At 39.8% G+C, this 13,953-nt stretch carries 12 protein-coding genes; 1 reads left to right on the top strand and 11 read right to left on the bottom strand.

Going from position 1 to position 13,953, the window contains the following annotated elements; genetic code table 11:
* Positions 1 to 43 precede the first annotated feature (43 nt).
* The 4 genes from RH46_RS16870 to RH46_RS16855 form a co-directional block, all read right to left on the bottom strand.
* Positions 44 to 586 carry a GNAT family N-acetyltransferase gene (locus RH46_RS16870; protein WP_040896100.1) on the bottom strand — a complete coding sequence of 181 codons (543 nt, stop codon included), beginning with the start codon at positions 584 to 586 and terminating at the stop codon, positions 44 to 46.
* A 41-nt stretch (positions 587 to 627) separates the two neighbouring features.
* Positions 628 to 1,041 carry a nucleotide triphosphate diphosphatase NUDT15 gene (locus tag RH46_RS16865; protein ID WP_006880724.1) on the bottom strand — a complete coding sequence of 138 codons (414 nt, stop codon included), beginning with the start codon at positions 1,039 to 1,041 and terminating at the stop codon, positions 628 to 630.
* Positions 1,042 to 1,108: 67 nt separating this feature from the next.
* Positions 1,109 to 1,546 carry a GNAT family N-acetyltransferase gene (locus RH46_RS16860; RefSeq protein WP_138922172.1) on the bottom strand — a complete coding sequence of 146 codons (438 nt, stop codon included), beginning with the start codon at positions 1,544 to 1,546 and terminating at the stop codon, positions 1,109 to 1,111.
* 17 nt (positions 1,547 to 1,563) lie between these two features.
* Positions 1,564 to 2,328 carry a PhzF family phenazine biosynthesis protein gene (locus RH46_RS16855; RefSeq protein ID WP_006880722.1) on the bottom strand — a complete coding sequence of 255 codons (765 nt, stop codon included), beginning with the start codon at positions 2,326 to 2,328 and terminating at the stop codon, positions 1,564 to 1,566.
* 419 nt (positions 2,329 to 2,747) lie between these two features.
* On the opposite strand from RH46_RS16855, the gene RH46_RS16850 reads away from it, so the two are divergent.
* Positions 2,748 to 3,338, top strand: coding sequence for a response regulator transcription factor (locus tag RH46_RS16850; RefSeq protein ID WP_006880721.1), 591 nt, complete (start codon positions 2,748 to 2,750; stop codon positions 3,336 to 3,338).
* Positions 3,339 to 3,546: 208 nt separating this feature from the next.
* Here the strand turns inward: RH46_RS16850 and RH46_RS16845 are convergent, their stop codons facing one another.
* The 7 genes from RH46_RS16845 to RH46_RS16820 form a co-directional block, all read right to left on the bottom strand.
* Complete coding sequence (locus RH46_RS16845) at positions 3,547 to 4,698, bottom strand: EAL domain-containing response regulator (RefSeq protein WP_006880720.1); 1,152 nt, start codon at positions 4,696 to 4,698, stop codon at positions 3,547 to 3,549.
* Positions 4,695 to 8,366, bottom strand: a complete 3,672-nt coding sequence (locus tag RH46_RS16840; RefSeq protein ID WP_160162432.1) for an ATP-binding protein — start codon at positions 8,364 to 8,366, stop codon at positions 4,695 to 4,697. The genes RH46_RS16845 and RH46_RS16840 overlap by 4 nt, the downstream gene beginning before the upstream one ends.
* A gap of 376 nt (positions 8,367 to 8,742) precedes the next feature.
* Positions 8,743 to 10,674, bottom strand: a complete 1,932-nt coding sequence (locus tag RH46_RS16835) for a response regulator (RefSeq protein WP_040896097.1) — start codon at positions 10,672 to 10,674, stop codon at positions 8,743 to 8,745.
* A gap of 85 nt (positions 10,675 to 10,759) precedes the next feature.
* Complete coding sequence (locus RH46_RS16830) at positions 10,760 to 11,068, bottom strand: hypothetical protein (RefSeq protein ID WP_138922171.1); 309 nt, start codon at positions 11,066 to 11,068, stop codon at positions 10,760 to 10,762.
* 90 nt (positions 11,069 to 11,158) lie between these two features.
* Entirely contained in the window at positions 11,159 to 11,359 is a 201-nt protein-coding gene (locus tag RH46_RS22635) for a winged helix-turn-helix domain-containing protein (RefSeq protein WP_071985927.1), read from the bottom strand.
* Positions 11,266 to 11,844 (bottom strand): response regulator transcription factor, encoded by a 579-nt coding sequence (locus RH46_RS16825; RefSeq protein ID WP_006880716.1) that lies wholly within the window; start codon positions 11,842 to 11,844, stop codon positions 11,266 to 11,268. The genes RH46_RS22635 and RH46_RS16825 overlap by 94 nt, the downstream gene beginning before the upstream one ends.
* A 422-nt stretch (positions 11,845 to 12,266) precedes the next feature.
* On the bottom strand, positions 12,267 to 13,667 hold the full coding sequence (locus RH46_RS16820; protein ID WP_006880715.1) for a methyl-accepting chemotaxis protein: 1,401 nt from the start codon (positions 13,665 to 13,667) through the stop codon (positions 12,267 to 12,269).
* Positions 13,668 to 13,953: the final 286 nt, after the last annotated feature.

The following is a 13,953-nucleotide window of genomic DNA, read 5'->3' as shown; positions in this document are numbered from 1 at the left end:
TATATACCTTTTTGCCAAGAGATGCGAACGTTTGCTCGTGAGCCTAACACTCTTCGGTAAGGCTAATTTTGGAATACACTGCCGTATTACTCAGTTCTCCAGAAGGAAGTCTACGATCATTGCGTACGATTCCCTCAAATATATAACCACAACGTTCTGCTACGGCTCGGCTTTTAAAGTTTCCCTCTGCCGCTTTAATCTCTAATCTGTTTGCTTTGAGGTCACAAAAAGCATATTTCTCTATCATGCGAACAGCTTCTGAGATAAACCCATTGCCAACACATGAAGAGCGTTGCCAATAGCCAATTTCAAAAAACGGTACCGATTTATCTCTGATAATGAGACCTATCGCTCCGACTAAACGTCCCGAACCTTTTTCGATGAGCGAATAACGCAGCTCACCTTCGAAATTGTTAAAGTTACTGATTGCTTGGCGAGTATCTTGTACAGACTCATTCTCTGTCAGAGCAAATTTAACCCAGTCAAGGTACTCTCCCAACTCGTCCTTGCTCTCCCTGATTGCTTCGAGCATCAAAGGCTGTATCTCTAGAGATGGAGCCATAAACCTTAGTCGTTCTGTTTCCATTTAATGCAGGCCCTACCCTAGTTGTGATGGTTGAGAACTAACTAACCCAGCTCATTCAGCAATGAGTACTGGTTAAGAAAGTTTTCTAATGGCAAAAACAATGGTTGCGGAAGGTCATCTAACGAACACCATTTCCACTGTAGACATTTACTTGGTTCAGTGACTTTGGGGGCACCCTGTGTGCATTCTGTCAATACAAACAAGGTGACGTAATGCTTACCTTCTTGTTCGAAGATATCATTTGTAAAACCTAGTTTGGTAAACGATTCTACAACCAGACCAGTTTCTTCCAATACTTCTCGTTTGGCACATTCTTCTATGCTTTCGTTCAGTTCAAGGTGTCCGCCTGGTGTCGCCCAAGTATGACTGCCATGAGAGCCAATACGTTCACCAAGCAAGATACAACCATCTCGATGAATCACTACAGCAACACCAACTCGTACTTCTTTATTCACTGTAAATTCCTCACTCACAAACTAAGTCCATTTAATACCCCGTTGACTATCAGTCTGGCCCACTAAGTTAAAGTATTTTTTCCATAAAAATTAGCCGCTTACCCTGATGTTCACCAATTTTAAATTGACGGTACCCGAGCTTGGTATAGATATGCCAACCGCGCTGATTCGATTCGAATACATCGAGCCACACCTTTGAGCAGTTAAGCACTTGAGCACAATACTGCTCCATTGCTGTAATGGCCAATTGTCCGAGCCCCTGCCCTTTATCTGCTATAACAATTCTTCTGAACTCTACAACCTGTTCGCTTTCTTTCGCCAGTATCATGAAGCCTGTTAGTGTTTGATAGTGGTAGACAGATAAGTAAATAACTTCATCACCCTCAATCAAAGATTCATGCTGCCCTACTGAATACGGAATAACAAACTCTTGAGTATCATTTGATCGTTCCATTTCAGCAAAATGCGCCGCCTCTTCTGGCTTTGACTTTCTGAGTTCTAACAAAGGAGTGTCCTTATACATTACGAATGAGAGTTGGTTCTGGCTTTAACTTGAGCAAATACCTTGATAAAGCTATCCGAATGCTTCTCTACCTTAAAGTAGCCACCTGAATCGGAAAGCTGATTGACGCTCAATGAATTAACACCAAGCTTATCAAACCAATAGGGTGCCAAAGAACACTGAGCGGATCCTGTAGCGCGGTCTTCATCAATCCCGATACTAGGCGCGAAGTACCTTAAAGCGTAACTGTTTTCACCATTTTGAGCCGTTACTATCAAGGCATGGTATTGGGTTATCTGACGGATCTTCGCAAAATCAGGGCGAAACTTAACGACGGCTTCTTCATTAGCTAAAACAACAACCAAATCACGAGTTACATAAGCATCGACGGCATCGTCCATCAAGCACGAAATCTCATCAGGGATTCGGACTGGACTACCTTGCCAGCTGGGCAAGACAATACTGTATAAATCCCCCCTTCGAGAAATAGTCACTTCACCATGTTTGCTACCAAAAGTGAGGCTTTCAAGTTGATACTTGTCGAGCAGTGCCGCCCCGGCACCTAAACTTCCATGGCCACAAAGGTTGATCTCGCTCTGTTGTGAAAACCATCGGATAAAGAACTGCTGGTTTGATTGAACGACAAAGGAGGTGACTGGTTGCGCAATTTCACGGGTAATCGTTAGTAGCTCAGAGTCACTTGGCCACTCATTGAGTTCAACCACGCCGCACGGGTTTCCCAGAGCCTTTTCACCGATAAAAACGTCGTATATCAGTTTGTTCATAAGTATCCATGATAGTCTCGATTAGCCTTCTTATGCCATGGTTAGTACTAGCAATGCAAGCCTTGATCAGTTAGCTCCTAAAGCTAATAAAATCATAGACAAACAACTCAGTGTTCCAAAATTATTACTTAATTTAGCTTTACAAAATCACTAATACAATCACAAACAAATAGCAAACCAATTGAATACAACCCAATTCAATAACAATATATAAAATTCATCACATATATAATTATTATCTTCTCTCTGTTGATTCACTAATGTTACAAAACCCTATCCACTTACCACTAATATCTATAACGATATTCGATTTGTGAGAGTACCCAATAGCTTTCACATTTTTTAGCTCGCTTTAGCGCCTCCCTGCACGGCGAGCTGTTTTTTATTAAAAATAATAGTGAATAAGGATATTCTATAAAATGAATGTATTATTAATAGATGCACAGCCATTATTCCTAGAAGCTTTAGAAGGCTTAACCAAATCTATTTTCCCAGATGTAAATGTTTTTAAAGAGAGTTGCGCGGCAAAAGCAAGCAAAGTAATACGATATGAGCAGATTGACACTGTGATACTTGATACGGAAATCAGTAACGGCAGTGGTATAGACTATGCCAAAAGACTGCGGTCGATAGGTTTCACCGGAGGCATTCTTTTTATTTCATCCAGCCACTCCAAAATGTACTGCCACATCGCTCGTTCCAGTCGTGCAAATGGTTTGGTGTACAAGACAGAAGATATAAGTAAAATAAGATCAGCCATATTATCTGTGAGCCAAGGTAAAGAAGTCTTTGAACAGTCAGATAATATGATGGTAAAGAGAACATTCAATCTCTCAGCAAGAGAAGAATTAGTATTAACCTACTTAACTAAAGGCTATTCTAATAAAAAGATATCTGAATTACTCTCATTAAGTAATAAAACCATTAGTACCTACAAATCAAGAATACTAAGTAAATATAACGCAAAATCAGTAATTGAAATAATTTCGTTACAAAGCCAAGCATCCTAGCCTTTAATAATTCCTATCCCAAAAACCCACACTCAACCTCTGGTTGAGTGTTATTTTCAATGTAAATAATGATTGGTTAGAAGGCATACTGCTCAAGTAGTTCGATAGTCTCTAAGTCTTTGCTTTTAGTATTTAGCCACCAGCTTCGTTTACTGCCGAACTCGCGATTCAGTTACTTAGCCTGTTACGTTGCTACTAAACAGGCTTTTTAGCTTAGAACTTTGAAAGAACGAAGTTTTTCAATTGCTAGTGGTCTGCCGATGTAGAATCCTTGGCAGACATCGACCCCTAATACGCGCAGTGCTTCAAACTCTTCTTTCGTTTCAACGCCTTCTGCTACCACCTTAATTTTGGTTCTACGACATAGCTCAGTCGTTAAATCAACGATGTGTCTAGACTTCAAATCTGAAAAGTAACGTTTGGTGAACTGTCGATCAATTTTCAGCTCGGTAAACGGAATATCAACTAAATTGCCAAAGCTCGAATAACCAGTACCAAAATCATCAATTGAGATATTTACCCCTAGCATACGCAAACGAGCAATATTACTTAGCATGGTTGTCGAAGGCTGGAAAATTTGGCTTTCAGTAATTTCTAATGTCAGTAGTGAAATATCCATCTCTAACTCATCAGTTAGATCTACCAGTTTGTTCACCAGTTCGGGCGCCATAAAATTATCCGCAGTCATGTTAATCGATATTCTCATATCGTCGGGGATAAACGGAAAGTCTAGCTTCAACTGATTGATCACTGTATCTAGCAGTAGATCAGTATAACGGTTCGCTTCTAGGGTTGGGATAAAGTAATTGGGCGTCAGCGTTCCCTTAATCGGATGCTGCCAACGCACTAGTACTTCAAATCCTATTAGCTTATTGGTTTTGAAACAGACTTGAGGTTGATAAACGTTGTGAAACTGGTCGTTATCCAGGCCGTATAACACTTCATTGAGACAGAAGCTGATTTTGTTCTGTGTTGGAGCACTTGAGAGTAGCTCCGAAGTCAAGTCCATAAGGTTGCACAAACTCTCTTCATAGACAGGTTTTACCAGTGTTCCAACCACATTGAGCCCTAATGTAGTTGCCATCTTACTGGCTAACGCAATGATGCCTTCATCGACACAACTTGATATACATACTGCCTTGTTATAATGGTTCTTTTGTAATTCAGACAGAAACATCAAACCGTCTTTGCCTGGTAAATCGAGGTCACTGATGACTAAGTCAAACTCTATCTTACTCACCAATGACATTGCTTTCTCCACTGTAGTCGCAGAATGGACGTTGTTACAGCCGATATTTTTTAGCTTGTAGCCAAGTAAAATAAGCTCTAGAGGGCTATCATCCAGGATAAGTATGTTCATTTTTCCGACCTATGATAGTTCTCTATTAACTCGATATTCGCGCGCATGATATCAGCCAGTAATACAAGCTCTGACTGCAGTTCTGCCCTTCTATCTGATTTAATAGAACGCTCTACTTTGTAGATAATCTTGGCTAAATCCTCAATACCCAGGCTTAACGCTCCTCCTTTTATTTTGTGCACAATCTTCTTCAGTGAGGGCAAATCGTCCTGCTGCTCTTCCAATTTCTGTAGATCGCTGGTGAGGCAAGCTACTGAGATTTTCCTTAACTGCTCAACTTCTTCTTCACTGTATTTGTCTAACCAGTGCGTTGTCACTGCCGCCTTGTTTTCATTGTTTAACAAACATGCCTCCAAAAGATTCCTTAGCTTCTCTATTCCATAAGGTTTGAACAGGATGTGGTCGAAGCCAGACTCATTTGATTTACTTCTCACAATGCTCGAGTCCTCAGCTGTGCACCCTATAATAGTCAGGTGTTTATCGAGATTAGCTTCATTCCTTATCTTGCTTGAAAGCTCAAACCCATCCATGTTGGGCATATGGCAGTCGGTAATCAGCAAATCGATGCCATCAGGGTGCTCCATAATCGCGTGGTAAGCGGCTTCGCCGTCATCCACCATATTGACTGTTAAACCCAACTGCTCCAGCTGTTTGCGTATCACTAACTGATTTATTGGATTATCTTCTGCCACCAGCACAGTTCCTTGTAGCTGCTCAAATTCTAAAGGAGGACAAATCATGGCTTTATCGCGATGCTGATATAGGCATTCAAACAGTAAGTCAGGGAAGATCGGGGCGTTTGATAGCAGAATTTTTTCTTGAACGATCTGCTTGAATCCTTCGACATCATCAGTAAAAACGATTCTTTGCTCATAGCTACCGTCACTCTGGTCAGTCTCGTGATCAGAGGTGATAAGAATGGTATGGGGGGCATCTTGCGTTTTCACCTCTTCATCTTCAGGTCCAGCAGACCACATTCCGACCCAATCTTTGATGTTTTGACTAACATCGCCAAAATGGATGTCCAAACAACTCAGCTGCCCCTTGTAAGTGCTAACAAGCTGGTGCGGAAGCGAAACTGACATCTTAGTACCAAGATTCTCGATACTTTCAACAATTAGCTTGCCTTTCATTAGTTCAACTAACTCTGAGACTATCGATAACCCTAATCCAGTTCCGCCATACTTACGCGCAATAGAACTATCCGCCTGGACAAATGGACTGAATACAGTAGCAAGTACTTGGGTCGACATCCCACACCCCGTATCAGTGACTAAGAAGTTGATTGATTCCTCAGTTAACTCTACTTCAAGAGCGACGGAACCTAAGTCTGTGAATTTGATAGCATTTGATAACAGGTTATTGAGGATCTGCGAGTATCTGAGGCCATCTATTGAAACCAAGCGCACCTTGGTCGCTTTAAAGTTATATTTAAGATGAATACCCTTTTTGTTCGCCGCTATCTTATGTACACGTAACACTTCACTCGTCTCACGTAACACATCACAATCAAACGGAGAGAGCTTAAGTTGGTCAGCTTCCAGCTTCGAGAAATCCAGAATGTCGTTGACCAGTACATTGAGTTGTCTTGCCGAAGATGAAATGTTGTTAATCAGTAACGTCTCTTCTTCATCTTTTATCTTAGCGCCAAGCATTTCAATCAAACCAACCATACCGGCAATCGGCGTTCTTAACTCATGAGTCATTGAAGCGAGAAACTTATCGCGAGCCTGTATCGCCGACTCTGCTTTTTGTTTGGCATTTTCCAAATCGCTTTCTCGTTGATTCTTTTCGGTAACATCGTTGATGACGGTTAAGATATATTCCCTATCGTTAAGGTTTATCTTCTTACACACATACTCCATCATCTCCATATCAAGGGGACAACTATGAGTACGACAAGAATCTTTAACGGTTAAGTTCTTTTTGAATATGTCGTTAAAGGTGTCCCGGTTTTTATAACCGATACCGTCATTGGTAATGTGGCAGTTGTCACACTCACTACAAAGGTACTTGCTACAGTTGGTGTAGCGAATGTTCGCTTGATCATCGTAGATGAAAACAATGGAGGGAATCTGTCTGATGACAGAATTGAGGAATTCATTCTCAATCCTTGTCGACGCAGCGTCTTTCTCCTTGATAATTACCTTTAGCTTCATGTTTTTCTGCAACAGTGAGAAAAACACAACGCTAAGCAAAAAGACAAAAACGAATCCAAGAGCGACTTGATACAAGTATTTTTCTTCGTATCCGTAAACCACATTGAATGGGTCGTAAGAGTTCTTGATTTTATTCAGCTCATTCTGATCCCAGGTTCTAAAAATACTATTGAGAACATTAATCAGGGATAGACGTTGCGTAGAGACCGCCATAGCAATATTCAAAGCAATCGGCATGGAGCGATCAACGAAATACTCATCATCTGCGTGAGATGAAATGATAATCTCTATGATGTCATCTCGGATGTAAGCAACATCGATTTCTCCTTGTTCAAGAGCCGATAGGATTTTTTTGGACTCTCTATACACCTCCGTATTGACGCCAAAAAGTTGGTTCTTAACGTCGATGTGTTTTTTGCTCTCCGATAACAAGACTCCCTTTCGCCCATTCTCTGCTGCGGTTGAGTTGGCCAGACTCACTGCATAATAGGTAAATGACATAAATGAATCTGTGTACTCGATACTTTGATTCGATTCATTGGTCGTCAAACTGTATGGAATCAGATCGATCTCATTTGATTCCAGCATAGCGTGTGCAGACTGCGACGATTCGCTGGACACATACTCAAACTCTAATGTCGTTCGAGATGAGATCAAATCCAGTACGTCTTTTAAGTAACCTGATAAAGTCCCATCTTCGTTACGAAATAGTAAAGGGAATGAGTCATCATCAAATGAATACCTCACCACATTGCTGTAATTGCTATTTCGGAATGCCATGTTAATCATGTCCGAAAAATGGTAAGGACTAAAACTGTTGATGAGATGATCACTTTCTATCGAACGCTTAACGATTTTATCGATAAGCTCAATTAAACGCTGATTTTCTTCTATTGAGACAATTTGAGCATAGACAAACCCGCCCCAGGGAGGTGTCGCGATTGAGCTAGACACATTATCAGAAGAGTTGAGGTACTCAGCCAAGCTAATATAGCTATCGAGAAATACTTCATCTTCGCTATCGAGAACCTTTTCGGTTCCTTGTTTAAAATTAGCGACCTTTATTGTGTTAGTTATATTTTGTTGTTCAAGTATGCTGCAGAAAATTGAACCAGACACACAAACCCATTTCAGTTCATCTAGCCTCTTCCCTACCGTACTTTTATTACTCCAGTAAGCAACGCTGCTTTTGAAGATTGGCGCTGAGTAAAAAAGCCCTACCTTATTAGAAACATCATAACTATTAAAATCGAGAATTAGATCAACTTCGCGTGTGTATAAGGCCGAAGTTATTTCTGCAGGATGATCAAACTCATAGAACTCGATTTTTAAACCCAGTTCATTGGATATTTTCTTTAGGTAGGCAACATTTATGTTGTAGAACTCACCCTGAAATGAAGTGGTATTGACCAATCGCCCTTTATCTGAGAGGACAGCAACCTTTATCTTACCAAGGCTTTCTAAATACTCTCGATCACTTTGTGACATGGATTCAGAAGGTGAAGCCATAACATTACCGAAAAGAAATATAGAAAAAACGAGAAATATAATATTCAACATAACGTATACTTACGATAACTTGACTCTAGTTCACTTACAGGAGTCCGCTAACACCTTTTATTACAAAATTTTGGAATTTCCTGTAAGAATATTTACACACCAATAATCTTGCAAAGTATCATTTCTGTAACATGAGCAATCATTTTTTTGATAGATATATCTATATCAAAAAATTCTCTGCTAAGTCGATAGTGTCGATTATTAAGCGTATATAACGCTAGCTAATTTAGATAATCTATATATACGCCAGCATTACTTGTATCAGATAAAATTGATTATTTAATAGATAACCATGGTTTAACTCAATATCGATACATAAAGTGATTTACGTATTTCTCGTAATGACAGCAACCAGTTCTTCAACGGTATAAGGCTTTTGTAAAAAGTCACTCATTTGGCTTTCGAGTAGTTTGGCTCTGATTTCATGTTCTAGGTGTGCACTGCAAGCAATAATGGGTATTTTCTGGTTAAATTCTCGAATCATATGACTCGCTTCATAACCATCAACCTTGGGCATTTGGATATCCATCAGAATCAGATCGAAAGTCTGATTCTCGATAAAGAAAGACACAAGTGCTTCGCCATCTTCGAAGAACACAGCTTCGATACCCAAATGATTAAGCATGTTTCTCAGCACTTGAGTATTCAAAGGATAGTCTTCTGCAATCAAAATCTTTAAATTGCGTTTTGCTACAGCACATTGCTCAGCAGCAGCCTGTTGTGATTCAGGCAGTATCCAGTCCAGAGCGTCATATATCTTAAACTCTGAGACCAATGGGTTAGGACTTATGCTAGTTGTAGATAGTTGACCATTAATCAGTCCGGTTCGTCTCAAATATTTTTCTTCGCTATTCGTTATTGACTCCGAAACAGCGAGATTAAGGTCACTTAAGCGACCCTTTGGCTCTAGTATTCGGAGTTTCATCGTGACCAGTGTGCCTTGGCCTTTGTAACTACGAATGTTTACGAATCCACCTAGCGCTTGTGACAGGCGCTGAATTAAGTAACCGCCAAAGCCAGACGAACCTGTTTTATAACCCTGCTCTACTTGCTCGAAAGGAGTGAGAATTTTGCAGATGTTCTCTTTTTCGATGCCGACACCACTATCAAATACGTGAAATATCGTGTGTTCTGCGGATACTTTGAAGCGAATACGTATCACTCCCTCACCCTCAACAGCTTTGAGTGCATTTGATATAACATTTAACAGCAGTTGTTTAAGCTTAACCTCGTCGGTTGTGAAGCAAAGTGGAAATTGAGAGTCATAATAGAATTCGATTCTGGTGTTAGTTTGAGAAGCCAAACCCTTAATAGTGACTTTGAGGTAGTCCACTAAGTCCAGTGTAGAAACACACTCTTTGATGACAGTTTTTTGTGATTCAGCTTTGCCGAGTTCAAGAACTCTATTGATTAATATCTTCAAGTTAACTGACGATGTTTCCAGATCCGTCAGATACGACTTTAATTCATTATCCAGTTCCCCTGATCTTCTGTTCAATAAATCGACACTGCCAATAATGACATTAATCGGTGTTCTTAACTCATGACTCATAATATTGAGCAGTTCACTCTTCTCATCTGCCTTCTTATCAATGGCATAGATCTTTCGTTTGACGTCACGTTCATAAGCAACAATTTTATTAAACAGTGATTCAAGTTCTGAGAAAATTGTCTTCATCGAGGCAATACGATAGATGTTGCCTTGCCGTATCTCGTTAGATGCCTGACTGATAGGTTTGAGTAAGTATCTGAGGAATATAATAAAAACCAACGAGCTAAAAGAAAGTAAGAAGAACAATAAGATGTGGTAGGTTTGCGATATCGTTCTGAGTTCCTTCATGTAGGAATCTTTATTCAATTTAAGGAACCTAAGATAGTGAGACTTCAGTTTCCAAAGCTTGTCTGATGAGTCTTTCCAACGTTTCCAATACAGTACATGTTGTAGCTGACGCCCTTCATCAACCCCATCTTTAAACGTTGACTCAATATCGCGGAAGATTTTTTCTTCTACCTGAATAAACTTACGAGCTTTGGTGATGTTATCTGGATAACGCTTGCCATACTCAGGATCCAAAATATCAAATACCCCTTCGCGTGAAGAAATAATCTCTCTGGCCAAGCCAAGCATGACACTGATTTTGTCTGCTTTAATTTCCATATGCTCGACGCCAATCAAGTAAGATCGATAAACATTTTCGTTGCGAATAATTGAATAGGTATACTCGTTGAACTCACTTGTGTATCGGTTATACGTCATTACCCGCTCAAAGATAACCATCTCATATAACCACAACAAAACTACGATGATAGTAAGTGAAAAATACCGAAGATGGCTTTTCTAATTACTCTATATGACAAGTACATCGGTATGACTTTCCTTTTCCGAGCTGACGTATCAACTCATCCAAATAGCTAATGATCGCTCTGATCGATGCAACAAAGGTGTAGTAGTTATACTCAAACTGACCATCTATAAAAACAATCTCTCTTAGATACTTAGAAAGTGAAAATAATCCTAACAGCCCCGAGCTGCCAACCAGCTTATGCTTACGACTACTAATATCTTCAATAGATACAAATGATTGGCTAGTGGGATCGCAGCAAATACCCAGCGCAAGGATCTCAGATCTCAGATTTTTAATAAGGGACATTGCGTCTGCTTCATTGCCGAAACAAACGTTATTGATTAGGTAGTTTAGCTCAGTGCAACTGTATTCCATTGGGGTATTAGGCTGCTTCTGTTAATTGTTGTTATGGAAATTCACTTTATAGCCTTTACCCCTTACCGATTGCAGTTCCACTTTCCCGCATGTTTGTTGATTGATCTTCTTTCTCAATCGACTTATCGCTAAGTCCAGAGCCCTGCTCCAACCATCATACCCATGCCCTTTGGTAGAGTAGCTAAGTTCCTCCCGATCAGCGAAATAGTTCTCCTGAGACAAAATAAAAACAGAATATTCGCTTCATTTTTAGTTAACTCCAGCACAGTTCCATCGTATTGAAAGGTGCGTTCATCCTTGTTGATTTCGAACCCTGGTGTCTCATCTTCGCTGTTACATTGCTCTGCTGTGTCAATATCAACCAGACGCTTGATCCGGCTGATTAGGATATCTACCCCTCTTTGCTTCAAAAGGAAATCAGAAGCCCCTATTTCGAAACTCTTTAGCTCAATACGTGTACTTTGTTTGGCTGTATATACAATGACAGGGCAATCTAAGATTTTTTTCAAACGATCAAATGAATCTAAACTTGAACCGGAAGGGAGTTGCACATCAAAAATTGCAACATCAAAGCGATTTCCTACTGCAGCATGATAAGCAGACGAAACATCAAACGACTGCACTACAATAAAACCAGCTTTCTCTAAAGCACCTTTAAGTAGCCTCGATGTGAATAGATCATCTTCTAATAATAAGATACGTTTCAATGTATTCCCCCTACAGGACAAGGCTTTGAATAAATAGTACTTTTTGAGTTAGCAAAGCGTAGAGTCATTTATATACATTCATCAATGTGAAACACTAAAAATCAACTCATGATTAATTATCACCTCTATCCAGATAAATACCTGGATAGAGAAATATGAAACCAGTCATATATAGATGTTAATTTATAAAATCAATGAGTTGATAGCAGTGGTGAAATAACTCAAACCTATACACTGAGATTAAAACACTTGCTAACACATTTAAACTTTCGTTCTAATTATTGTAACAAAACACTTTAACATTGTATCAACCAACCAGAAGTTTCAGATTAATCTGACCAAAGACAAATACGATTATCCCATTATCCCATTATTCCGTTATTCCGTTATTCCGTTAGCACTATGATAATTTTCGAGAGATATCACGAAATTTTAAATCGACTTAACAGCTCTTTCTGCTCCTCAGCCATCAAAGCAAGTTCTTGTGAAGCTTCGAAACATTGGTTCATTCCTAAACTATTTCGCTCGACAATTTCCGAGACAAAAGAAATACTTTCAGACACAGAGTCTGTCACATTAGCTTGTTCACAAGACGCTGTAGCTACACAAACCGTCTGCTCTAGAATCTGGTGCACGGCTTGAGAAATCGCTCCAAAGGCGTTTAACACATCTTGCGAGTTAATCTGACTTTCATTAATTAACTCAACATTATCATTCATGATTCGATGCACGTCTTCAGACAGGCTTTGTAACCCTTCAACCACCACTTTGATTTCAGCAGTTGAAGATTGAGTTCTAACAGCCAGCCCCCTTACTTCGTCCGCCACGACGGCAAAACCTCGACCTTGTTCTCCAGCTCTGGCAGCTTCAATTGCAGCATTTAGCGCCAATAAGTTCGTTTGTTCCGAGATATTATTGATCACATCTATCACCTGGCTAATGTTGCAAGAACTTTCTTTCAACTCTAGCACTAGTTGAGCGGCTTTATTGATCGACGCTGCAACCATATTGCTAATCTCTAAAGACCTATCGATACAGCCTTGTCCAATAGCAACTTGGCTTTTAGCTTCGTTAGAGGCGTCTTCTGCAAATGAAGCATTATTATTCACCTCCTTGGCCGTACTCGATAACTCAGTCACCGCAACACCAATTTGGTTGAACTGCTCTTTTTCCTGATTCGAATGTTCTCTCGATTCCAACATGGTCGACGAAAGTTCAGTCGCAGAAGAGGCGACATTGTCTCCGTTCGCCCGAATGGTGCTGAGCGTATCAGCAACAGATTCACTTAAAGTGTTAATCGATTTTGCCAGGCTACCTAGCTCATTTTCTCCCTGATATGAACTCTTGACCGTAAAGTCACCATTTGCCATCAATCTTAACTTTGTCGCGATATCATCAATAGGTCGTGATATCTGACTAGCAACAAACCAAAACACGTACGCAGAAATAAGTGAGATCACCAGAATTTTTATAGCACTCTGAGTCATCATTTCAGAAACTTCACTGTAAACTTGATCTAGTCGGTCACCTACTTGTCCGACAAGGCTGTCACTAAAACGAGTTAATGACTCAACCAAGTGCTCAGCATACTCATCCGCTTGTAGCAGGTAGTTATTGAACTCAGCACTGTTTATGGAGTACTGTCTCTTAATGTCAGGCAATTTTCGTACATGTTGATAGTAGCGAGCAAAGTTATCACGACGCTTCGCTGTTTCTTTATTGCCATCATCAATAAACTTATCACTAATACTCTTGTACCATCGATCTAATTTATCAATATACTCACCGTTATTAACGTCACGACTCGATGCTTTCAAAAACATAAGTCGAATATCATAAGTCGATATAATCTCACTACCATAAACGGTATCAATATTTTTCAGAGACTCTTGGCTGTACGAATTCAAATCTTCGAAATTGTTAAATATAGTCGTTAAAAAAATAGCAAACACAGTAGATAAGCAAAAAAACACGACAAAGAACAAGCTGAGCAACTGCGTTCTAATAGACAAAGATAAAATTATTTTTTTCTATATCGCTTCTTATCACATTAGGTAATTTCCAACACGATATTATGCTGATATGAATTTATGTATCAGTTGAGTATCA

It is taken from the genome of Vibrio brasiliensis LMG 20546 (assembly GCF_000189255.1).
GTDB classification, from domain to species: domain Bacteria; phylum Pseudomonadota; class Gammaproteobacteria; order Enterobacterales; family Vibrionaceae; genus Vibrio; species Vibrio brasiliensis.
This window is presented reverse-complemented; position numbering and strand designations above follow the sequence as displayed.

What these genes read in the sequence shown, in the direction of transcription:
- RH46_RS16870 (WP_040896100.1), bottom strand. Translation starts at nt 586, where the DNA reads ATGGAAACAGAACGACTAAGGTTTATGGCTCCATCTCTAGAGATACAG.
- RH46_RS16855 (WP_006880722.1), bottom strand. Translation starts at nt 2,328, where the DNA reads ATGAACAAACTGATATACGACGTTTTTATCGGTGAAAAGGCTCTGGGA.
- RH46_RS16850 (WP_006880721.1), top strand. Translation starts at nt 2,748, where the DNA reads ATGAATGTATTATTAATAGATGCACAGCCATTATTCCTAGAAGCTTTA.
- RH46_RS16845 (WP_006880720.1), bottom strand. Translation starts at nt 4,698, where the DNA reads ATGAACATACTTATCCTGGATGATAGCCCTCTAGAGCTTATTTTACTT.
- RH46_RS16840 (WP_160162432.1), bottom strand. Translation starts at nt 8,366, where the DNA reads ATGGCTTCACCTTCTGAATCCATGTCACAAAGTGATCGAGAGTATTTA.
- RH46_RS16835 (WP_040896097.1), bottom strand. Translation starts at nt 10,674, where the DNA reads ATGACGTATAACCGATACACAAGTGAGTTCAACGAGTATACCTATTCA.
- RH46_RS16830 (WP_138922171.1), bottom strand. Translation starts at nt 11,068, where the DNA reads ATGTCCCTTATTAAAAATCTGAGATCTGAGATCCTTGCGCTGGGTATT.
- RH46_RS16820 (WP_006880715.1), bottom strand. Translation starts at nt 13,667, where the DNA reads ATGTTTTTGAAAGCATCGAGTCGTGACGTTAATAACGGTGAGTATATT.